The sequence below is a fragment of the Paucibacter soli genome (assembly GCF_037482845.1).
GTDB lineage: Bacteria > Pseudomonadota > Gammaproteobacteria > Burkholderiales > Burkholderiaceae_C > Paucibacter_B > Paucibacter_B soli.
Window position 1 is genome coordinate 214,421 of the sequence record NZ_JBBHJW010000005.1, and the last position, 19,612, is coordinate 234,032.

Annotated in this window: 22 protein-coding genes; 11 read left to right on the top strand and 11 right to left on the bottom strand. The window is 69.6% G+C overall.

What is annotated here, in order from left to right; translation table 11 throughout:
- Positions 1-47: 47 nt before the first annotated feature.
- Entirely contained in the window at positions 48-872 is an 825-nt protein-coding gene (locus WG898_RS12555; protein WP_339603137.1) for a plasmid replication/partition related protein, read from the top strand.
- Here the strand turns inward: WG898_RS12555 and WG898_RS12560 are convergent.
- Entirely contained in the window at positions 855-1,655 is an 801-nt protein-coding gene (locus WG898_RS12560) for an isocitrate lyase/PEP mutase family protein (RefSeq protein WP_339603138.1), read from the bottom strand. The genes WG898_RS12555 and WG898_RS12560 overlap by 18 nt on opposite strands.
- Before the next feature lie 114 nt (positions 1,656-1,769).
- Here WG898_RS12560 and WG898_RS12565 point away from each other — a divergent pair, with 114 nt between their 5' ends.
- Entirely contained in the window at positions 1,770-2,684 is a 915-nt protein-coding gene (locus WG898_RS12565; RefSeq protein WP_339603139.1) for a transporter substrate-binding domain-containing protein, read from the top strand.
- 1 nt (position 2,685) lies between these two features.
- On the opposite strand, the gene WG898_RS12570 is transcribed toward WG898_RS12565, so the two are convergent.
- The gene (locus tag WG898_RS12570) at positions 2,686-3,129 is read right to left on the bottom strand and encodes a flavin reductase family protein (RefSeq protein ID WP_444718940.1); all 444 of its coding nucleotides are present in this window, start codon (positions 3,127-3,129) and stop codon (positions 2,686-2,688) included.
- A gap of 244 nt (positions 3,130-3,373) precedes the next feature.
- Between WG898_RS12570 and WG898_RS12575 the strand changes: the two genes are divergently transcribed.
- Positions 3,374-3,802: a hypothetical protein gene (locus WG898_RS12575; RefSeq protein WP_339603141.1), complete on the top strand. Its 429-nt coding sequence runs from the start codon at positions 3,374-3,376 to the stop codon at positions 3,800-3,802.
- 7 nt (positions 3,803-3,809) lie between these two features.
- On the opposite strand, the gene WG898_RS12580 is transcribed toward WG898_RS12575, so the two are convergent.
- Entirely contained in the window at positions 3,810-5,084 is a 1,275-nt protein-coding gene (locus WG898_RS12580; protein WP_339603142.1) for a serine hydrolase domain-containing protein, read from the bottom strand.
- A 151-nt stretch (positions 5,085-5,235) separates the two neighbouring features.
- On the opposite strand from WG898_RS12580, the gene WG898_RS12585 reads away from it, so the two are divergent.
- Genes WG898_RS12585 through WG898_RS12595 form a run of 3 tightly spaced genes read left to right on the top strand, consistent with a single transcriptional unit; the run spans position 5,236 to position 8,807 of the window.
- Positions 5,236-6,234, top strand: a complete 999-nt coding sequence (locus tag WG898_RS12585) for a helix-turn-helix transcriptional regulator (RefSeq protein WP_339603143.1) — start codon at positions 5,236-5,238, stop codon at positions 6,232-6,234.
- Between the two features lie 9 nt (positions 6,235-6,243).
- A complete protein-coding gene (locus WG898_RS12590; RefSeq protein WP_339603144.1) occupies positions 6,244-7,848 on the top strand; it encodes an AmpG family muropeptide MFS transporter in 1,605 nt (534 codons plus the stop codon).
- 2 nt (positions 7,849-7,850) lie between these two features.
- On the top strand, positions 7,851-8,807 hold the full coding sequence (locus tag WG898_RS12595; RefSeq protein ID WP_339603145.1) for a M48 family metallopeptidase: 957 nt from the start codon (positions 7,851-7,853) through the stop codon (positions 8,805-8,807).
- Here WG898_RS12595 and WG898_RS12600 read toward each other — a convergent pair.
- Both WG898_RS12600 and WG898_RS12605 read right to left on the bottom strand, forming a co-directional pair.
- On the bottom strand, positions 8,804-9,721 hold the full coding sequence (locus tag WG898_RS12600; RefSeq protein WP_339603146.1) for a PhzF family phenazine biosynthesis isomerase: 918 nt from the start codon (positions 9,719-9,721) through the stop codon (positions 8,804-8,806). The two genes, WG898_RS12595 and WG898_RS12600, sit on opposite strands and share 4 nt — an antisense overlap.
- Positions 9,718-10,020: a RidA family protein gene (locus WG898_RS12605; RefSeq protein ID WP_339603294.1), complete on the bottom strand. Its 303-nt coding sequence runs from the start codon at positions 10,018-10,020 to the stop codon at positions 9,718-9,720. Before WG898_RS12605 ends, WG898_RS12600 begins: the two co-directional genes overlap by 4 nt.
- Before the next feature lie 196 nt (positions 10,021-10,216).
- On the opposite strand from WG898_RS12605, the gene WG898_RS12610 reads away from it, so the two are divergent.
- Positions 10,217-11,128 (top strand): LysR family transcriptional regulator, encoded by a 912-nt coding sequence (locus WG898_RS12610; RefSeq protein ID WP_339603147.1) that lies wholly within the window; start codon positions 10,217-10,219, stop codon positions 11,126-11,128.
- On the opposite strand, the gene WG898_RS12615 is transcribed toward WG898_RS12610, so the two are convergent.
- Together WG898_RS12615 and WG898_RS12620 are read right to left on the bottom strand one after the other, a co-directional pair.
- A complete protein-coding gene (locus tag WG898_RS12615) occupies positions 11,110-11,751 on the bottom strand; it encodes an MBL fold metallo-hydrolase (RefSeq protein ID WP_339603295.1) in 642 nt (213 codons plus the stop codon). The genes WG898_RS12610 and WG898_RS12615 overlap by 19 nt on opposite strands.
- Positions 11,752-11,838: 87 nt before the next feature.
- Positions 11,839-12,267: a helix-turn-helix domain-containing protein gene (locus tag WG898_RS12620; protein WP_339603148.1), complete on the bottom strand. Its 429-nt coding sequence runs from the start codon at positions 12,265-12,267 to the stop codon at positions 11,839-11,841.
- Positions 12,268-12,348: 81 nt separating this feature from the next.
- Between WG898_RS12620 and WG898_RS12625 the strand changes: the two genes are divergently transcribed.
- The 3 genes from WG898_RS12625 to WG898_RS12635 are packed head-to-tail and all read left to right on the top strand — an operon-like array spanning position 12,349 to position 13,705.
- Positions 12,349-12,840 (top strand): DUF2938 family protein, encoded by a 492-nt coding sequence (locus WG898_RS12625; RefSeq protein ID WP_339603149.1) that lies wholly within the window; start codon positions 12,349-12,351, stop codon positions 12,838-12,840.
- Between the two features lie 40 nt (positions 12,841-12,880).
- Complete coding sequence (locus WG898_RS12630; RefSeq protein ID WP_339603150.1) at positions 12,881-13,474, top strand: flavodoxin family protein; 594 nt, start codon at positions 12,881-12,883, stop codon at positions 13,472-13,474.
- A 3-nt stretch (positions 13,475-13,477) separates the two neighbouring features.
- Positions 13,478-13,705, top strand: a complete 228-nt coding sequence (locus WG898_RS12635) for a DUF2798 domain-containing protein (RefSeq protein ID WP_339603151.1) — start codon at positions 13,478-13,480, stop codon at positions 13,703-13,705.
- Between the two features lie 29 nt (positions 13,706-13,734).
- Here the strand turns inward: WG898_RS12635 and WG898_RS12640 are convergent, their stop codons facing one another.
- Positions 13,735-13,950, bottom strand: a complete 216-nt coding sequence (locus WG898_RS12640) for a hypothetical protein (RefSeq protein ID WP_339603152.1) — start codon at positions 13,948-13,950, stop codon at positions 13,735-13,737.
- A gap of 405 nt (positions 13,951-14,355) precedes the next feature.
- Complete coding sequence (locus WG898_RS12645) at positions 14,356-14,613, bottom strand: DUF2917 domain-containing protein (RefSeq protein ID WP_339603153.1); 258 nt, start codon at positions 14,611-14,613, stop codon at positions 14,356-14,358.
- Positions 14,614-14,769: 156 nt separating this feature from the next.
- Here WG898_RS12645 and gcvA point away from each other — a divergent pair, with 156 nt between their 5' ends.
- Positions 14,770-15,687 (top strand): transcriptional regulator GcvA, encoded by a 918-nt coding sequence (gene gcvA / locus WG898_RS12650; protein ID WP_339603154.1) that lies wholly within the window; start codon positions 14,770-14,772, stop codon positions 15,685-15,687.
- Between the two features lie 69 nt (positions 15,688-15,756).
- Here the strand turns inward: gcvA and WG898_RS12655 are convergent, their stop codons facing one another.
- Together WG898_RS12655 and WG898_RS12660 are read right to left on the bottom strand one after the other, a co-directional pair.
- Complete coding sequence (locus WG898_RS12655) at positions 15,757-17,322, bottom strand: peptide MFS transporter (RefSeq protein WP_339603155.1); 1,566 nt, start codon at positions 17,320-17,322, stop codon at positions 15,757-15,759.
- Positions 17,323-17,450: 128 nt separating this feature from the next.
- Positions 17,451-19,598, bottom strand: coding sequence for a prolyl oligopeptidase family serine peptidase (locus WG898_RS12660; RefSeq protein ID WP_339603156.1), 2,148 nt, complete (start codon positions 19,596-19,598; stop codon positions 17,451-17,453).
- Positions 19,599-19,612: the final 14 nt, after the last annotated feature.

Below are 19,612 nucleotides of genomic sequence, written 5' to 3' on the forward strand. Positions count from 1 at the left end.
TTAGAATCCGCCCCCCGGCGCCATCCAGGCGCCCAGCCAGCGCGCCCATGAACATCGTCGTCAACGAAGAACTCAAAGCCTATATCGACCCGCTCACGCCCGACGAGCATGCGGCGCTGGAGCGCAGCATCCTGGCCGAGGGCTGCCGCGACGCGCTGGTGCTGTGGGGCGAGGTGCTGGTGGACGGCCACAACCGCTACGGCATCTGCGTCAAGCATGGCCTGCCCTTCCAGACGGTGCAGAACCCGCGCTTCAAGTCGATCGAGGACGTGCACCTCTGGATGATCGATCAGCACCTGGGGCGGCGCAGCGTGTCGGACTTCCAGCGCGGCGTGCTGGCGCTGCGCAAGAAGGAGATCGTGGCGGCGCGCCGCGCGCAGGCCCTGCACACCGAGCCCGACGAAAGCAAGGCGGATGCCCCGCAGCTGCCGCCGGTGGACCCGCTCAACACCCGCGAGGCGATTGCCAGGGCGGCACGCATCAGCAGCAACCAGGTGGTGCTGATCGAGAAGATCCAGAAGCAGGCGGCGCCCGAGCTGGTGGCGGCCGTGAAGTCGGGCGAGATCACCATCAGCGCCGCCGCCGCGGTGGCGAGCCTGCCGGTGGAAGAGCAGGTGGCCGCCGCCAGCGCCGGCAAGAGCGAGCTCAAGCAGGCCGCCAAGCGCGCGCGTGCCGCCAAGGCCAAGCCGGCCAAGGCGGCCGAGCAAGCCGGCGCTGAACCGGCCGAAGAGGCCGCGGCACAAGACCTGACCCCGCCGACGCCGTTGAGCGAGAGCGAGGCCGAGGAGCTGCAGCGCCTGCGCCAGCGCGTGGCCGAGCTGACGGTCGAGAACGCGGTGCTGCGCCAGCAGCTCTCAGCGTTGCAGCGCTAGGTCCATGGCCGCGTAGTTCAGCGCCTGCCCAAACAGGTCGGCCGTGGCCTGTGCCTGCACAAAGCCGCCCATCAAGACCTGGGCCTGGCCATAGGCCGCCAGGAAGGGCGCGGGCCCGACGCTGAAGCGCCGGGCGCCGGCCGCATGCAGCTCGGCGATGGCCGGCATGCCGGGCAGCATCATCAGATTCAAGGGCATGCCGATGGCCGGCGCCAGTGCACGCACCTCCTCCGTATCGCACAGCCCCGGCGCAAAGCCGCCGTCGGCCCCCGCCTCGCGGTACAGGCGCAAGCGCTCCAGGGCCATGGCGACGGCGGCCTCGCCCTTGGCCAGCTGGCGCAGCCAGACATCGCAGCGCGCGTTGACGAAAAGAAGCGACCGACGCCCGCCCAGCGCGGCGCGAATGGCCGCGATCTTCTCGGCCAGCAGGGCGGGCGCGCCGGCCCCGTCCTCCAGATTGATGCCCGCTGCGCCGGCATCCGCCAGTGCGCCGGCGAGTGCGGCCACGGTGGCCGGGTCGGTGCTGTAGCCGTCCTCCAGGTCCACCGTCAGCGGCAGCCGGATGACGCGGGCGATGCGGCGCACCGCCGCCAGCAGCTCCTCGGGCGGCAGGGCGCCGCCATCGGCATAACCCAGCGACCAGGCCAGCGCGGCGCTGGAGGTGGCGATGGCCGGCGCACCGGCCAGCTCGAACAGGCGCGCGCTGGCGGCGTCCCAGGCATTGGGCAAGAGCAGCGGAGCGGGCCCTTGGTGCAGGGCGTGAAAGGTCTGGAAGGCGGTCATGGCAGGTCTTTGCGAAGAAGCCTGCATGCTAGGCAGCACCTTGGCGCCTGTCTGGCCGGTTTCGGACCTCTACTTGGCAGGTCCGGGTCAGCATTGTCTGGCATGCTTGCAATCATGTTTGCGCCTGCTCGCTGCTTTCCAGGCCAGCCCGGCATGCCGGCGCAGGCCGCTCGTCGTGGTCTGCTGCTGGGTGCGTTGGCGGCAATCGGCCTGCCCGGCCTGGCGCGGGCGCAAGCCGGGGCGGGCGCCATGGTTGCCATTCCCAGCGATGTGCAGCAGGACTACGAGCGCTTCGTCGGCGCGCGCGAGCCGTTGCAGATCAGCCAGTACGGCGGCCCGCACGCGCGCCGCGATGTGGTGGAGTTCGTGTTGCTGCAACAGGCCCTGGTGCTGGGCGGGTACACACAGCCCATGGGGCTGCTGAGCATGCCCAGCAGTGCCAGGCTGCAGCTGGAGGTGCGCACCGGCCATGCGGTCTGCAGCGCCACCAGCTACTGGCGCGAGGATTTCCCGGCCGCCGAACAGGAGCTGATGTTCAGTCAGGCGGTACTGGCAGAAGGCGAATTCGAGGTCGGGCTATACACCGCGCCCGGCAATGCCCGGGCGCTGGCCGCGCGCTCGCTGTCCGACCTGCGGGCGCTGACCTTTTTGTCGAACCGCGATTGGCGCGTGGACTGGCGCACGCTGGAGCAGCTGGGCATCGCCAAGCTGATGCATGCGGGCAACTGGGACCTGATGCCGCGCATGGTGGCGAGTGGACGCGCCGATGTGCTGCTGGCGCCCTTCCAGCCCGGCACCGATCTGGCGCTGGAGGTGCGGGGCACGCGTCTGTTGGCGATTCCCGGCCTGAAGATAGGCATGCGCGGCACGCGGCACTATCTGCTGTCGGCCCGCCATCCGCAGGGCCAGGCCGTGAAGGCAGCGCTCGACGCCGGGCTGGGCCAACTGCGTCGGCAGGGCGTGCTGCGCAAGGCCTACGAGCAGTCGGGCTTCATCAACAGCGCTACCGAGCATTGGCAGCGGCTCTGAGTCATAGGGGCAGTTCGGTGTAGTAGCGCCCACCGTGGAAGATCAGCGGCTGGGCCTGCTCGCTGAAGCTGCAGCGTTCCACCTCGCCGACGAAGATGACATGGTCGCCCTCCTCGTACTGGCTGCGGTTGGCGCATTCGAACACCGCCGCGCAGCCCTCCAGCACCGGCGCACCGCCGGCGCCCTCGCGCCAGGCCACGCCGGCAAAGCGGTCGATGTCGCGGGTGGCGAAGCGCTGGGCCAGGGCCTTTTGGTCGGCCGCCAGGATGTTGATGGCGTAATGCGAGCCGCGGCTGAACACCGGCATCGAACCGGCGCGCCGTGCCAGGCTCCATAGCACCAGCGGCGGCGCCAGCGACACCGAGTTGAAGGAGTTGGCCGTCAGGCCCACCAGGGCGCCGTCGGGCGCACGCGCGGTGACGATGGTCACGCCGGTGGCAAACATGCCCAGGGCCGAGCGGAACTGCAGGATGTCGAGCGGATCGGCAGCGGCAGCGGCCTGGCTGGGAGCGGGGGGCGGCAGGGACATGGGCCTATTGTCAGGGCAGAGCGCAAGCCTCGCATTCTCTGCGGCAGATCAAACAGCTGGGCCGCGCGCGTGCGCGTCGGCAGCGGGATTTGCGCTGCCTCATAAGCAGGGCCGGCGCGCTGGGTTGCACTGCGGCCATGACAGCGGACGGGAGACCCTTATGTTGGCTTGGAACGCATTGCCCACGGGCCTGGACGCCGCCGGCCCGCTAGGGATCAGCGGCGACTGTGACCTGACCTTGCTGAATCAGCAGCACCTGCACGGTCGGCTGGATCAGTTTCACGACGGCGATCGCGCCATCGACCTGCGCATGGCCCGCCAGCGCGGGCTCGTGAGCCTGCCGCTGCGCGAGGTGCAATGGCTGCGCATGCGCGCGCCGGCCGAGGCGGCCGCGGCGCTGGCAGCCGCACCGGTGGCGGCGGTGCCGATACGCCTCAGCGGCCCGTCCGCCAAACCGGTGCCGGGCCTGTGCCTGCGCTCGCGCGCGGTGCCGGGCGGGCTCTGGCTGGACCTGCTGGACGCGAAGGGCGAGGTGCACCGCTGGTTCGTGCACGACGTGCCGCAGGTGGAGCTGAAGCGCTTGAACTGAGGCGGCGTCAGCGCAGCGCCGCCACGGTGCTGCCGATCAGCGCATAGGTTTCCAGCTCGGCGCTGTCGACCCAGGGCTGCGGCCAGGCGCTCCACACCACCGCCACCACCTGCTCGGCGGGGTTGATGTAGATGAATTGGCCGAAGATGCCCTCGGCGGTGAAGGCGCCGTTGTGCGGCTCCAGCGCCTGCGCAGCGTCGGGGAAGGACCACCATTGGTAGCCATAGCCCAGCGGGTAGCCCGGGTAGAGCTGGCCGCAGGCGGTGACGGCCGAGTCGGGGTGGCCGGCCAGATCGCGCCAGCCCGACGGCAACACGGCCCGGCCCTGGATGCGCCCCTGCTGCATGAAGAACTGCCCAAAGCGCGCGTAGTCGCGCAGCGTGGCGCTGAAGTTGTTGCCACCCATCTCCAGGCCGTCAACGCCGTCCAGCATCCAGTAACCGTCGGCCTCCATGCCCATGGGGACCCAGATCTTGCGGGATAGATAGTCGCTCAGCGTGCTGCCGGTGGCGCGCGCGACCACGGCGCCCAGCAGATAGCTTTCGCCGGTGCTGTAGCAGAACTGGCTGCCGGGCGCGGCGGCACGCGGGCGCGAACCCATCAGCTTCATGACCGCACCGCGCTCCCCGCTGGCCCAGGCCTGCGCCAGGCGGGCGATGTCGGAGTCGGCGCCTTGGCTGTAGTCCTCGTTCCAGGCCACGCCCGAGCACATGCGCAGCAGCTCGCGCAGCGTGTTGGCCTGGTAGGCGCTGCCCGCCAGCTCGGGAAGATAACGCGTCAGGGGATCGTCCAGGCTGGCGATGCTGCCATCCATGAGCGCCGCGCCCATCAAGGTGGAGGTGAGCGACTTGGCCGCCGAGAACGAGGTCCAGCGCGTGCCGGCATGGTTGCCCATGCCGTAGCGCTCCAGCGCCAGCTCGCCGTTCTTCAGGATCAGCAGGCCGCTGCAGCGATTGCGCTGCATATAGTCGTCCAGCGTGCGGCGCTGGCCGGCATGTTCGTAGCCGAGCCCGGCCAGACTGCGCGCGTGCGCGGGCAGGGGCTGCACGCTGGCGCCGCGCCGTATCACGCGGCTGGGCCCCAGCCGGTCGGTGTGGCGGAAGGTGGCGGCCTGGTTCTCGGCCGTGGTGGCGAGCAGGCTGGAGGCGATGCTTTCCAGTTCTTCGGCGTCGTCACCGCCACCGCCGCAGCCGGCCAGCCATGGCAGGCCGACCAGGGCGAGCGGGCCGCTCATCAGTTTCAGTGCGTCGCGCCGCTTGTAGTGGGTCTTCATCGTCATCATGTCTGCCTTGTTGGGATGGAGCCGGGACTGCGGCAGCGTAGGCGGGGGGCGCGGCGCGGCGCGAGTTCGCAGATGCGGGGTCCGCAGATGAGGAGGCTTCGCAAGCCGGCCGGCAGCGGCTAAGCTCGGGCGCTGCGCCAAGCCCCTGCCCATGTCCCCGCCCCTCAGCCCAGCCACCCTGGAACGCTTCAGTGCCGCCGTGCTGCAGCTGGGCGCCCTGGCCCGCGAGGTCTGTGCCGCGGACTTTCTGGGTCAGGCCGTCGCGGTCTTGCGTGCACAGATTCCCTTTGAGCGCGGCTGGTGGGGGCTGGGCACCGACCTCGGCCCCGACAAACTGCCCGCCGTCTACCAGACCCAGTACATCGGCCTGCCCGACAGCTTTGCCGCCGAGTGGCGGGCGATTGCCCAGGTCGACGACTTCGCCGAACGCACGCTCAGGCAGGCGGGCCAGGTGCAGCGCTTCGAGGCCTCGCCACACGACGACTCGCCGCCCCAGGTGCAGGACTTCGGCCATCGCCATGGGCTGGACCATGGCATGGCCTTGCGCCTGGACGCGCTGGCCACGGGGCATGGCTTCTTCATGGCGCTGTACCGGGACGCCGAGGCCAAGCCCTTCGACGACACCGAGGCCTTGCTGTTCAAGCAACTGCTGCTGCATTGCCTGCAGCTGTGGCACCAGAGCCTGCGCGAGATGCTCTCGGCGGCGGCGCAGGAGGAGTTGACGCGCGCTGCGGTGGCGCTGCCGGATGGGCGCCTGCTGTTTGCGGGGCCGGCCCTGTGCGAGCTGCTGTGGTCGAGCTGGCCGCATTGGGACGGCATTGCGCTGCCGGCCGAACTGCTGGCACGGCTGCGCCAGCTGCCCCAGCGCCTGCGCCTGCCCAGGGGTACGCTGCAGGCCAGCCTGAGGGGCGAGCATCTCTGGCTGCTGCGCCACGCCGATGCGACCGGGAAGACCGCGCTCGCGCCGCGCAAGATGCGCGTCGTGCACCTGTTTGCCCAAGGCAGGTCCTACAAGGAGATTGCGCGCGAGCTGGCCCTGAGCCCGGCGACGGTGCGTACCTATCTGCGCGACGCCTACCTGAGCCTGGGCGTCAGCAACAAGGTCCAGCTGGGCGAGGTACTGCGCGAGGAGAGTCTGGGCCGCTCCTAGAATCCGCGCATGTCATCCCTCCCCAGCGCCGCCTTGCCGCCGCCCACGCTTGGCGCACGCGCCGCCACCCTCTACCGCCTCCTGGTCGTCTGTCTGCTGGGCTTTGCCTCCGGCCTGCCGCTGGCGCTGACCGGCCAGGCCATGCAGGCCTGGCTCGCGGGCGAGGGCCTGGACGTGGCCACCATCGGATTCCTGAGCCTGGTGGGCATGCCCTATACCTTCAAGTTCCTGTGGGCGCCGCTGATGGACCGCTTCGAGCTGCCGCTGCTGGGCCGGCGGCGCGGCTGGATCGTGTTGACGCAATTGCTGCTGGCCGGCGCCCTGCTGCTGATGGCCGGCACCTCGCCGGGCGCGGCGACGCGCGCCTTTGCGCTGCTGGCGGTGCTGGTGGCCTTTCTCTCGGCCTCGCAGGATGTGGTGATCAATGCCTACAGCACCGATGTGCTGGCCGCCAGCGAACGTGGCCTGGGTTCATCGCTGCAGGTGGTGGGCTACCGCATGGCGATGATTCTCTCGGGCGGCGTGGCCTTCATCTGGGTGGACGTGGCGCAGGGCGGCGGCTGGAGCTGGCCCGAGGTCTACCGGCTGATGGCCGGGCTGATGCTGGCCGCGGCCGCCTTCTCGGCGCTGGCGCTGCCGCGCCTCAGGCAAGCGGCGGCGGCGCCGGCCAGTGTGGCGCGGCATGACATCGTGGGCTTTGCCGCGGTGCTGCTGGCGGTGGTGGCCGGCGTGCTGCTGACCGAACAAGCCCTGAGCCCCGCGATCAAGGCCCTCAGCGCGCCGCTCTGGGTCGGCAGCCAGGTGAGCGCGGGCCTGCAGGCCAAATGGACCGATCTGGCCATCCTGTTGGCCGGCATCGCGCTGACCCTGCCGCTGGCCGCCTGGGCGGCACGCGCGGCGCACTTCGAGACCCTGCTGGGCGGGCTGCGTAACTATTTTTCCCAGCCCGGCGCGGCGGCCTTCCTGGCCTTCATCGTGCTCTACAAGCTGGGCGATGCCTTCGCCGGCGCACTCATGACGCCCTTTTTGCTCAAGGCCCTGCATTTCGGCACCGCCGAGGTGGGCGTGGCCAACAAGGTGTTCGGGCTCTGGCTCACCATCGGCGGGGCTCTCATCGGTGGCGCGCTGATGCTGCGCATCGGCATGTGGCGCGCGCTGATGGCCTTCGGCATCCTGCAGGCGGCCAGCAATCTGGGCTTCTGGTGGCTGGCGCAGTACGGTGCCGGCAGCCTCGGCGCCCTCACGGTGCCGGCCTTCGACTGGGGCTTTGTGAAGCTGGCCCAGGCCACCCAGGTGGATGGCAGCCTGCTGATGGTGGTGGCGATCGAGAACCTGAGCGGCGGCATGGGCACGGCGGCCTTCCTGGCCTTCATGATGAGCTTGTGCAACCAGCGCTTCACCGCCACCCAGTTCGCCCTGCTCTCGGCCTTTGCCTCGGTGGGCCGGGTCTGGGTGGGGCCGCTGGCGGGGGTGCTGGCCGAGGCGATCGGCTGGCCCGCCTTCTTTCTCGTCTCCATCGTGCTGGCGCTGCCGGCCTTGTGGATGCTGAAGAATCTGCGCAGCAGCGTGGAGGCGCTTGAAGTCCCGGTGAACGCCTCCAACTTGGACGACTGATCATGAGCACGAATTTCGACCCGGGCGCCGACGCCCATCTCCCCAGCGCCCCGCGCTATGGCTTTGGGCGTTGCGAGTGCGCCGGCTGCGCCGCGCCCGCGCGCGGGCGGCGCCTGTTCACCGGCCTGCTGGCGGCGGGCGGCGCCTTGGCGGCCACGCCGCTATGGGCACGCGAGGGCGTGAACGTCGGCAAGAAGAGCTGGGCCGCCGATCTGGTGCCGGCCCAGCAGGTCGAGCAGGCTGCCGCCCAGCAATACCTGCAGATGCAGCGCGAGGCGGCGCAGCAGCGCGCGCTGGCGCCCAACAACCATCCGCAAGTCATCCGCCTGCGCGAGATCGCCAAGCGCATCATCCCGCATGCCTACGAGTGGAACCCGCGTGCCAGGGAATGGCGCTGGGAGGTGAACCTGTTCGCCAGCCAGCAGCTCAATGCCTTCTGCATGCCGGGCGGCAAGATTGCCTTCTATTACGGCATCCTGGAGAAGCTCAAGCTGGAGGACGACGAGGTCGCCACCATCATGGGCCACGAGGTCGCGCATGCGCTGCGCGAGCATGCGCGCGAGCGCATGGCCAAGACGGCCGCCACCCGCGTGGGCGCGAATCTGCTGTCGTCCCTGCTGGGCCTGGGCAATGTGGGTGATGCGCTGCTCAACATGGGCGGCCAGCTGCTCAGCCTGACCTTCAGCCGCGAGGACGAGACCGAGGCCGACCTGGTGGGCATGGAGCTGGCCGCGCGCGCCGGCTACGACCCGGCCGCGGGCGTGAGCCTGTGGCAGAAGATGGGCCAGGCCTCCAAGGGCGCGCCGCCGCAATGGCTGTCCACCCACCCCTCGGGCCCGACGCGCATCCGCGACATCGAGGCCAGCCTGCCGCAGGTGGCGGGGCTGTACGAGCGCGCCGAGAAGCCCAGCCGGCGCTTCGAGATTGCGCCGACTATGGCCAGGCAGGGACAGGGTTAGCCCGGCAGCTCGGCGCTGAAGAGAATGCAGCTGTCGCCGGCGATGCTGACCTCGCTGGGCGCGCCGGCCGCGTCGATCTGCACCTCTACATGCACCACGCCATCGCGCCCCAGCGCGCGGCCCTGGTGCCCGGCCAGGCGCAGGCGCCGGCCGTCGTCGAGCGGCATCAGGCCATGCAGCGCCAGATAGGCGCCCAGCGGGCCGTTGGCGTTGCCGGTGACCGGGTCTTCGGCAATGCCGATGGCGGGCGCGAACATGCGGCCGTCGCTGGCACCGGCTTGATCGGCACGGCACTGGAATGCGAAGTAGCCGTTGCAGCCCAGCTCGGCGCTGAGCGCCGTCAGCGCCGCCAGGTCGGGCCGCAGGGCATGCAGATCCACGGCCTCGGCCAGTGGCACCATCACCTTGCTGTGGCCGGTGGAGACGATCTGCACCGGCCAGCCCGGCCTCAGGTGCTGGGGGCCCAGACCCAGCGCGTTGGCAATGCGGCCGCGCATGCGCGCGTCCAGCGGCGCCTCGAAGCTCGGCCGGCCCTGCCACAGGGTGACGCGGCGGCGGCCGTCGGGCAGCGTGCTGAGGCGCACGCGCTGGATGCCGGCGCCGGTCTTCTGGCGCCAGTCCGAGTCGGGCAGCCGCAGGGCCGCGGCGCGCGCCGCATGCGCGGCGATGGTGGCATGTCCGCACAGCGGCACCTCGGTCTGCGGCGTGAAATAGCGGATGCGCAGATCATGGTCGGGTCCGTCGGCGGCCAGCACAAAGGCGGTCTCGGAATGCTTGAGCTCGCGCGCCCAGGCCTGCATCTCGGCATCGCACATGCCGTCGGCGTGCAGCAGCACGCCGGCCGGGTTGCCGCGGAAGGGCTCGCTGCAGAAGGCATCGACGTGAAACAGCAGTCGGGCTTGCTTGTGCTTCATGGCCGCACCGCCACCAGGCTGGCCTGCACCGCATAGCCCTTGCGTATCGCCGCCACGCCCAGCACCGTGCGGGCCGGGCGGTGGCTGGCGAAGAAGGCGGCGCAGCAGCGGTCCATCTCGTCCCAATGCGCCAGATCGTCGAGGTAGACCGTGAGCGAGAGCACCGCCTGCGGCCAACTGCCGGCGGCCTGCAGCAGGGCGGCGCAGTTGGACAGCAACTGCTGCATCTGTGCCTCGAAGGGGCTGTTGGGCCGAATGCGCTCGGGGTCCAGTGGGTCCATGGGCAGTTGACCGGCCAGGTGGACCTGATGGTGCTAACACAGGGCGGGGCTGTAATGGCCCAGCGCTGCGGGCGCGCCGGGGCTGCTGATGGCCTGCAGCCCGGCCAGGGGAGTGGGAAGCTGTTGTTGTTGCATGCACCCAGCATGCCCGCAGCGCGCCTGCCGGCACGCCGCGCTTTGCAGGACACTGCTGCGCTGGAGGAAGCAATCTTCGATGCTGGACTTTCCGCTGGACCTTTTGCGCGCCTTTGAGGCTGTGGCCAGCCAGCGCAGCTTTGCCCGTGCCGCGCTGGAGCTGCGCATCAGCGCCTCGGCCCTGAGCCGCCAGATCAAGCAGCTGGAGCAGCAGCTGGGTGCGCCGCTGTTCTACCGCTCGACGCGCTCGATGGCGCTGACCGAGGCCGGCCAGACCTATCTGGACGCTACCCGCGAAGCGCTGGCCCAGCTGCGCGCAGCCGGCGAGGCACTGGGCCGGCTGCAGGGTGAGGTGCGTGGCGAGCTGCGCATCGGCGCGCCGGTGGCCTATGGGCGGCGCTTCGTCGCGCCTATCCTGCCGGACTTCATGGCCCTGCATCCCGCCCTGAACCTGAGCCTGAGCATGAGCGATCGCTATGCGGATCTGGCCGCCGAGGGCCTGGACCTGGCGATTCGGTTGGGCCGGCTGGAGGACTCGGGCCTGCGCTCGCGCCGGCTGGCCGCGAGCCGCCGCGTGCTGGTGGCCAGCCCGGCCTATCTGGCCGCGCGGGGCGCGCCGGCGTCGCTGCAGGAACTGCGGCGCCACGACTGCATCGCCCTGACCGTGAACCGCGATGGCGAGCAATGGCGCTGCCTGGACGAGGCCGGCGAGCTACATTCGATCAAGACCTCGGGGCGGCTGCGCGCCGACAACGGCGACGCGGTGCTGGCCTTCGCGCTGGCGGGATGCGGCATCGCCTTTCTATCCGACGTGATGACCGCCGAGGCCCTGGCCCAGGGGCGCTTGTGCCAGGTCTTGCCTGGCTGCGCCGGGCCCGAGCATGGCGTGCATGCGGTGTTCCTGGCCGACCCCGCCGCCAGCCCCAAGCTGCGCGCGCTGCTGGACTACCTCGTCAGCCAGCTGGCTGGGACTCAGCTGCCACGCACATAGGGGTTGCTGCGCCGCTCCACGCCGAAGCTGCTCTCCGGCCCGTGGCCGGGGATGAAGACGGTGTCGTCGCCCATTGGCCAGAGCCGCTGGGTGATGGAGTTGATCAGCTCGGCATGGTTGCCGCCCGGGAAATCGCTGCGGCCCACGCCGCCGGCAAACAGCACATCGCCGACGAAGGCACGCTTGGCCGCGGCCGAGTGGAACACCACATGGCCAGGCGTGTGGCCGGGGCAGTGGCGCACCTGCAGTTCCTGCTGGCCGATGCGCACATGGTCGCCGTCCTGCAGCCATTGCGTGGGCGTGAAGGGCTCCACCGGCGGGAAACCGAACATCTGGCTTTGCTGCGGCAGGCCGTCGATCCAGAACTGATCGCCCGGATGCGGGCCGATCACCGGCAGCCCCAGCTCGCGCGCCAGCTGGCCGGTGCCGCCGGCGTGGTCGATATGGGCATGGGTGAGCCAGATCGCCTTCAGGCGCAGGCCCAGGCGCTGCACCTCGGCCAGCAGTTTGGTGATTTCGCCGCCCGGGTCGATCAACACGGCTTCCTGGGTCTGATCGCACCAGACCAGGGAGCAGTTCTGCTGGAAGGGGGTGACGGGGATGGTGAGGTAGCGCAGGGCCATGGGAATGCGACGTGAGCCCGCGCAGCAGCAGGCGGCATCGGGCGTGAGGTTCAAAGGGGCAGATGGTAAACGTCCCGGCGGGCCTAGCTAAGCCCTGCGGCGCGGCGCCAGCTTGCCCTGGGGCGCCTGCAATGCGCCGGCCGCAGCGGCCTTGAGCAGGCGCTGGAACGAGGGGCACTCGGCATGGCTGGGTGCCGGGCAGGCGGCGGCGTGGCGCAGGCCCTCGCTCATCGCCCTGAGCCGCTTGATCAGGCCATCCAGCTCGTCGGCCTTGCGCGCCAGCAGCTGGCGGTCGATCTGCGGACCGCCCGCGGGGGTGAACATGCTGCGGATCTCGTCCAGCGAAAAGCCGCCGGCCTGACCCAGCGCGATCAGCGCCAACTGATCCAGCACCGCCGGCGCGAACTGGCGCCGCGCGCTGTTGCTTTCCAAGGAGCGGATCAGGCCCTTGCGTTCGTAATAGCGCAATGCGGAGGCAGCGACGCCCGAGCGCTTGGCGACTTCGGAAATGTCCATCGAGCGGCTTGACTTGAAGTTGACTTCAACTTCTATAGTGAATTCAAGCATTCAAACCGTCAAGCAACTCAGGAGCTGTCCATGCCTGCGCTTCAGGAACTCAAGGCCTTGGCCCACATCGCCGTCGTCGGCGTCGGTGCTACCGCGCTGCTCGATCTCTGGTTGCTGCTGCTGCGGCGCCTGGGTATCCCCACGGGCAGTTTCGCGCTGATCGGGCGCTGGGTCGGCCATATGCAACGCGGCCGTTTTGTCCATGTGGCGATCAACCATGCAGAACCGCTCAGGCATGAGGCGGCGTTCGGCTGGCTGACGCATTACGCCGTCGGCATCGCCTTTGCCGCGGTGCTGGTGCTGCTGCAGGGACCGGCTTGGCTGGCCGCGCCGCGCCTGCTGCCGGCGCTGCTCACCGGCCTGGCCACAGTGGCGATGCCGCTGTTGCTGATGCAGCCCGCCATGGGCCAGGGTGTTGCCGCCAGCAAGACGCCCACGCCGCTGCGCAATGTGCTGCGCAACCTGAGCAACCACGCCGTGTTCGGCGTCGGGCTCTACCTCGCCGCGGCGCTGCTGGCCTGAGCCCGCCCCTGTCCATCACCCACAAGCAAAGGTTTATGCGATGAAACGTCTCGCCATCATTTATCACAGCGCCCACGGGCACACGGCCCACATCGCCCAGCAGGTGCTGCAAGGCGCGCAGCAGGTGCCTGGCGTCGAGGCCGAGCTGCTGCGCGCAGAGGCTCTTGCGGCCCGGCCGGAAGCGTTGCTGACCTATGACGCCTATATCTTCGGCTCGCCCACCTACATGGGCGGTGTGTCGGGTCCGTTCAAGTCCTTCATGGATGCCACCGGGCGTCTGTGGCGCACGCAGGCGCTGCGTGGCCGCATCGCGGCGGGCTTCACGGTCTCCTCGCTGCCGGCCGGCGACAAGCAGTCGACTCTGCAGGGGATGTTCGCGTTCGCGATGCAGCATGGCCTGATCTGGGTCGGCAATCCGATCCTGCCGGAGCAGCATGCCGGCGTGCCCTACGAGCAGGCGGCCAACCGCCTGGGCTCCTGGTCGGGGCTGATGGCGCAGGCCGGGCATGGCGCGCCGGCCGACGACTTTGCGCCCGGCGATGTGAAGACCGCGCGGATGTTCGGTCGCAACCTCGCCGAGACCTTGTTGCGCCTGGGCCGCGAGCTGCCGGCCGAAGCCGCCGTGGAGGCCTGAGCGATGCTGCCCAGAAAGTTGGTGCCGCTGCTGTTCGGTTTCATCGTCTCGGGCCTGATGTCGGCGCTGGTCTCGGGCATCTCGACGCTGCGCATGGTCGGCCTGGGTCCCACGCTGTGGGGTCTGTGGCTGCACAACTGGGGTGCCGCCTGGGCACTGGCCTTTCCCGCCGTGCTGCTGGTGGCGCCGCTGGCGCAGCGCTTGGTCAAGCGCCTGGTGGCCCCGGCCTGAGCGGGCGCGGCCTGGACCTGCCGGCGCGCTCAACCGGCCGTGGCGGCGAGGGCCGGTGCACTCCAGGCGGGCGCCTGCATGGGACGGCCCAACGCGACGTCGGCCAGCTCGAACACCGCGCGCACCAGCTGCGGGCCATCGGGATGCGCGGTGCTGCGGGCACCCAGGCTGCGCAAGAGCACCAGCATGCGGCGGTTGTCCACCAACATCGCCGAAAAGCTGACGTAAACCCTGCGCACGTGCATGGCCGGCCAGCCGGGCCAGCAGGGCGCGGCCGAGGCCCAGACTCTGCCAGTCGTCGGCCACGGCGATGGCAAATTCGGCCTCGTCGGCGCGCTCGCGGCTGCGCACATAGCGGGCATCGGCCACCAGGCGCGGCGGCTGTTCGCCGCCGTGCGGCCAAAGCGCCTGCGCCACCAGCGCGACATGCTGGCGCTGGTCCACCTCGGTCATCTGGCGCAGCAGCTCCGGGCTGAGCTGGCGCAGCCCGATATGGAAACGCTTGTGGCGCGCATCCAGCGAGAGGTTGCTGACAAAAGCCTGGGTGGCGGCGGCGTCGCGCGCGTCGATGCCACGCAACAGCACGGCGCGGCCCTGTGGCAGCGGCAGCCGCTCGGTTGGAAGGCCGGGGGGCAAGCAGGCGGTGGCCATCAGAGCGCCTCGCGCGCGGCCGCCAGCGGCCGCAGCTCCAGCACCGCCGGGCCGCCCAGCGCACAGATCAGCAGCTCCGCGTTGGCGTCCACCGCCATGCCCTGCCCGGGCTCCAGCACGATGTCGCGCAGGTCGTGGTCGATGGTTACCCACAGGGTGCCGGCCGCGCTGGCCAGGTAGCTGGGGCGCGCATCGCTGAGGCGCGAAACCTGACCGCGCTCCAGGCGCAGCTGGGCTTGTTGGGTGCTGATCATCATGGCGGGCTCCTTGGTGAAGGTGCGATGCATGCGGGATATGCATGCAGCTCGGGCTCGCTGCGGGTGCTTGCACAAGCCTGGGCTTGGAGCGAATATTGGGTGTCCGCGCGCGCGCTGACAAACGATCAATCGGAACTCATCGCATTCCCGCAGCGCATGCAAACAAAACCTCTGGACCGGCTGCCGCCGCTCGATCTGCTGGCCTCGTTCGAGGCCGCGGCGCGCCATCTGAGCTTCACCAAGGCCGCCGCCGAACGATTCGTGACGCAATCGGCGATGAGCCGGCAGATGCGTGCGCTGGAAGAGGAGCTGGGCGTGCCGCTGTTCACGCGCCAGCACCGGGCGCTGGCACTCACCGCCGAAGGGCAACGTCTGCTGGCTAGCTGCACCCAGGTGCTCGGCAGCCTGCGCAGCACCATGCGGGAGATCCGCGCGCCGCAGCAGCGCGAGGTGCTGTCGCTGACCACCACCCCGGGCTTTGCGGCGCTCTGGCTGATCCCGCGCCTGACCGCCTTTACGCGCGCCCATGCCGGCATCGATGTGCGGCTGGACGCGACGCTGGACAACCGCAATCTCGCCGCGGATGGCTTCGACATCGCGGTGCGCTACGGCAAGCTGGGCGCGCTGCGCGGTGCGCGCAAGCTCTTCGAGGAGGCGATGCTGCCGGTGTGCAGCCCGCGCCTGGTGGCCGAGCTGGCCCTGCCCCTGCGCGAGCCGGCCGACCTGGCCCACCACACCCTGCTGCACCTGGCGATGGACGGTGACGGCGGCGACATGCCGATGGAATGGGAGCCCTGGTTGACGGCCTGGGGCCTGGCCGATCTGCGCCCCGCCGCGCGGCTGAGTTTCACCAGCTATGCCGAGGCGATCGCGGCCGCGGTGGCCGGGCAGGGCGTGGCCCTGGGGCGCCGGCCGCTGGTGGACGGGCTGCTGGCGAGCGGCCAGCTCGTCACCCCCTTCGACGCCAACACCGCCTCGGCGCGCGCCTACCAGCTGATCGTCGATCCGGCTTCGCGGGCGCGGCCTGCGGTGCAGGCCTTCGAGCAATGGCTGCTGGCGCAGGCGGCGGGCTGATGGGCCAAGAAAAAAAGCCGGCCCCCGCGAGGGAGCCGGCCTTGCAGGGCAAGGTGCAGCGGCGCGTCGTCAGTGCACGCCGTGCATCTTCTTGCGCATCCAGCCGTTCAACATCATCAGCACCAGACCGGCCGTGATCGGGATCAGGGTGAAGATCAGGAAGAAGGTCGACAGCGAGTAGGTGGCCGAGATGTGGTCGATGTAGGAGCCGGTGGAGCCGGCGACCTTGTTGGCGATCGCGGTGTTGAGGAACCAGACGCCGAACATCAGGCCCAGCAGGCGGGCGGGTGCCAGCTTGGAGATATAGGACAGGCCCACCGGCGAGATGCACAGCTCGCCCATGGTGTGCAGCAGATAGGCCAGGGTCAGGTACATCATGCTGACCTGGGCGGTCTTGGCGCCCGGGGCGATGCCTGCGGCACCATAGGCCAGCACCGCAAAGCCCAGGCCCAGCAGCACCAGGCCGACGCCGAACTTGATCGGGCCGCTGGGGTTCCACTTCTCTTCCCACATCTTGGAGAACATCGGCGCCAGCACGACGATGAAGAAGCTGTTGAGCACGCCGAACCAGGTGGCGGGCACATCGCTCTGATCCATCGCGAATTCACGGCCCAGCATCCAGATGCACAGGCCCCAGATGATGGCGAAGGCGGTGGCCAGCGACAGATTGGCGACCCAGACCTTGCCGCCGGTGCTGCGATAGAGCTTGAACAGCAGCCAGGAGAGGATGGCCGCCGGCACCACCGTCATGGCGGTGTTGATGAGCTTGAACACCAGGCCGCTGGTGCCGACCAGCACGCGGTCGGTGTAGTCGGCCGCGAAGATGGTCATCGAGCCACCGGCCTGCTCGAAGGCAAACCAGAAGAAGATGGTGAAGAAGGAGAACACGAAGATGGCCTTGAGGCGATCGGCCACCACATGCTCGGGTGTGTCGTCGAGCACTTCCTCTTCCACCGGTTTGTCGCCGGGCTTGCGCGCGTCGCCTATCGAGCCGAACAGGCGCTGGCTGAAGAAGAACTGCAGCGCACCCAGGATCATGAACACGCCGGCCAGGCCGAAGCCGAGGTGCCAGGACACCTTCTCGCCGATATAGCCGCACAGCGAGATGCCGAAGAAGGCACCGGCGTTCACGCCCATGTAGAACAAGGTGTAGCCGCTGTCGCGCGCGCCTTCGTTGTCCTTGTTGTAGAGCTGGCCGACGATGGCCGAGATGTTCGGCTTGAACAGGCCGGTGCCCAGGATCACCAGGCCCAGGCCGAGATAGAAGGTCGGCACCGTCTCCAGGAACAGCGCGATATGGCCGGCGGCGATGATGAAGGCGCCCCACAGCACCGAGCGGCGCGTGCCGAGGAAGCGGTCGGCGACATAGCCGCCCAGGATGGGCGTCAGGTAGGCCAGGCCGGTGTACCAGCCATACAGGCTGGTGGCGTCGGCGCGGCTCCAGCCCCAGCCGCCCTTGGCGGCCTCGGTGACCAGGAACAGCACCAGCAGGGCGCGCATGCCGTAGTACGAGAAACGCTCCCACATCTCGGTGAAGAACAGCACGAACAGGCTGTTGGGGTGGCCGAGGATGGTGTGCGAGGCGGGCGCGCTGCTGGCAGCGGCGCCCATCGGGGGTGTGGAGATCACGGTCATGGCTCTGCTCGGTTGAAGAGAGGAGTGAAGCGCTGCCCGGGCGGATAGCCCGGTGGCGCGCGCCGAATTGTCGCCTGCCGGCGCAGGCTGGCTTGTTGGCGTTTACGCCAGCCAGCGCCGCTGCCTGATTACGGCTGCGGCATGCCGAAGCGGTTGGCGATGAAGGCCAGCATGTCGGCACGCTCCTCGATGATCTTGGAGGTGGGCTTGCCGGCGCCGTGGCCCGCCTGAGTCTCGATGCGTATCAGCTTGGGCGCGCCGCCGGTCTCGGCCGCCTGCAGCGCCGCGGTGTACTTGAAGCTGTGCGCGGGCACAACGCGGTCGTCATGGTCGCCGGTGGTCACCAGAATGGCGGGGTATTGCTTGCTGCCGCCGCTCCGGATGTTGTGCAGCGGCGAGTAGGCCAAGAGCGCCTTGAACTCCTCGGCGTTCTCGCTCGAACCGTAGTCGGGCACCCAGGCCCAGCCGATCGTGAACTTGTGGAAGCGCAGCATGTCCATCACGCCCACCTGGGGCACCGCGGCGCCGAACAGCTCGGGACGCTGGTTGACCACCGCGCCCACCAGCAGGCCGCCATTGCTGCCGCCGTTGATGGCGAGCCTGGACGGCTGGGTGTAGTTGCTGGCGATCAGCCATTCGGCCGCGGCGATGAAATCGTCGAACACGTTCTGCTTCTTCAGCTTGGTGCCCGCCTCATGCCAGGCCGCGCCGTACTCGCCGCCACCGCGGATGGCGGCCAGCACGTAGACGCCACCCATCTTCATCCAGGTGGCGGCGGTGACGTTGTAGCTGGGCGTCATCGCGGCGTTGAAGCCGCCGTAGCCATACAGCAGGGTCGGATTGCTGCCGTCCAGCTTCAAGCCCTTCCTGTGCGCGATGAAGACGGGGAAGCGCGTGCCGTCCTTGCTGGTGACGAACGCGCGGCGCGTCTCGAACTGCTCGGCGTCGAAGGCGGTCTGCGGGCGCTTGAACACGCTGGCCTTGTTGGCCGCTACCTCGTAGCGGTAGATGGTGGCGGGCGAGTTGAGGCTGGTGTAGAGGAAGAAGGTCTCGCCGTCGTTGCCGTGCCCGGCAAAGCCCGAGGCCGTGCCCACGCCGGGCAGCGCCACCTCGCCGAGCGCACGGCCGTCCATGCCATGGATGCGCACCAGCGTCGAGGCGTCGCGCAGATAGCGCAGCAACAGGCGGCCGCCCACGGCGGAGGCGCCGGTGAGCGCGTCGCTGCCCTCGGCCACCAGGGTCTTCCAGGCCTGCTTGCCCGAGCCCTTCAGGTCGACGGCGATCAGGCGGCCGCGCGGCGCGTCCTGGTTGGTCCTGACGATCAGGGTGCTGGCACCCACCGAGGCGACCGGCGCGTATTCGGCGTCGAAGGCCAGCGTCACCGGCTTGGCCTCGCCGCCCGCATAGGCGCCCTTGGCGAGCGGCAGCACCATCAGGCCGTTCTTGTTGCCGCCCTTCCAGACCGTGATGTAGACGAGCTTGCCGTCGTCCGAGACCTCGGCGCCAAAGCCCCATTCCTTCTCTTGCGGGTTGCTGGCCACCAGGGCGTCGTCGGCCTGCGGCGTGCCCAGACGGTGGTAGTAGAGCTTCTGGAAGTAGTTGCTGCCGGTCAGCGCCGCGCCCTCGGCGGGTTCGTCGTAGCGGGCGTAGAAAAAGCCCTTTCCGTCGGGCGTCCAGGCGGCGCTGGAGAACTTCACCCATTCGAGCCGGTCGGGCAGATCGCGGCCCGTGGCGAGATCGCGCACCCGCCAGGTCTGCCAGTCGGAGCCGGCCTTGGAGCTGCCATAGGCCAGCAGCTTGCCATCGCGCGAGGCGGCGTAGCCCGACAGCGCCACCGTGCCGTCCCTGGAGAGCTGGTTGGGATCCAGCGCCACCGCGGGCTCGGATGTCAGCGAGCCGGCGGTGTAGAGCACGCTCTGCTGCTGCAGGCCGTCGTTGCGCGTCCAGAAATAGCGGCCACCCTCCTTGAAGGGCAGGCCGAACTTCTCGAAGTTGTAGAGCTCGGTGTAGAGGCGGCGCACCGGCAGCCGCTGCGGCATGGCGGCGAGGTAGCGCTCGGTGACGGCGTTCTGCGCCTGCACCCAGGCCTTGGTGTCGGCGCTGTGGTCGTCTTCCAGCCAGCGGTAGGGGTCGGCCACGGGGGTGCCGTGGTAGCTGTCGGTCTGTTCGAGCTGGCGCGTGGCGGGGTAGCTCAGGCCCTGAGCCTGTACGGCGCCGGCCAGGCACAGCGCACTCAGTGCGACGTTCATGGTGGTCAGAAAAGTCGTCTTGCTCATCGTGCTCTCTTGTT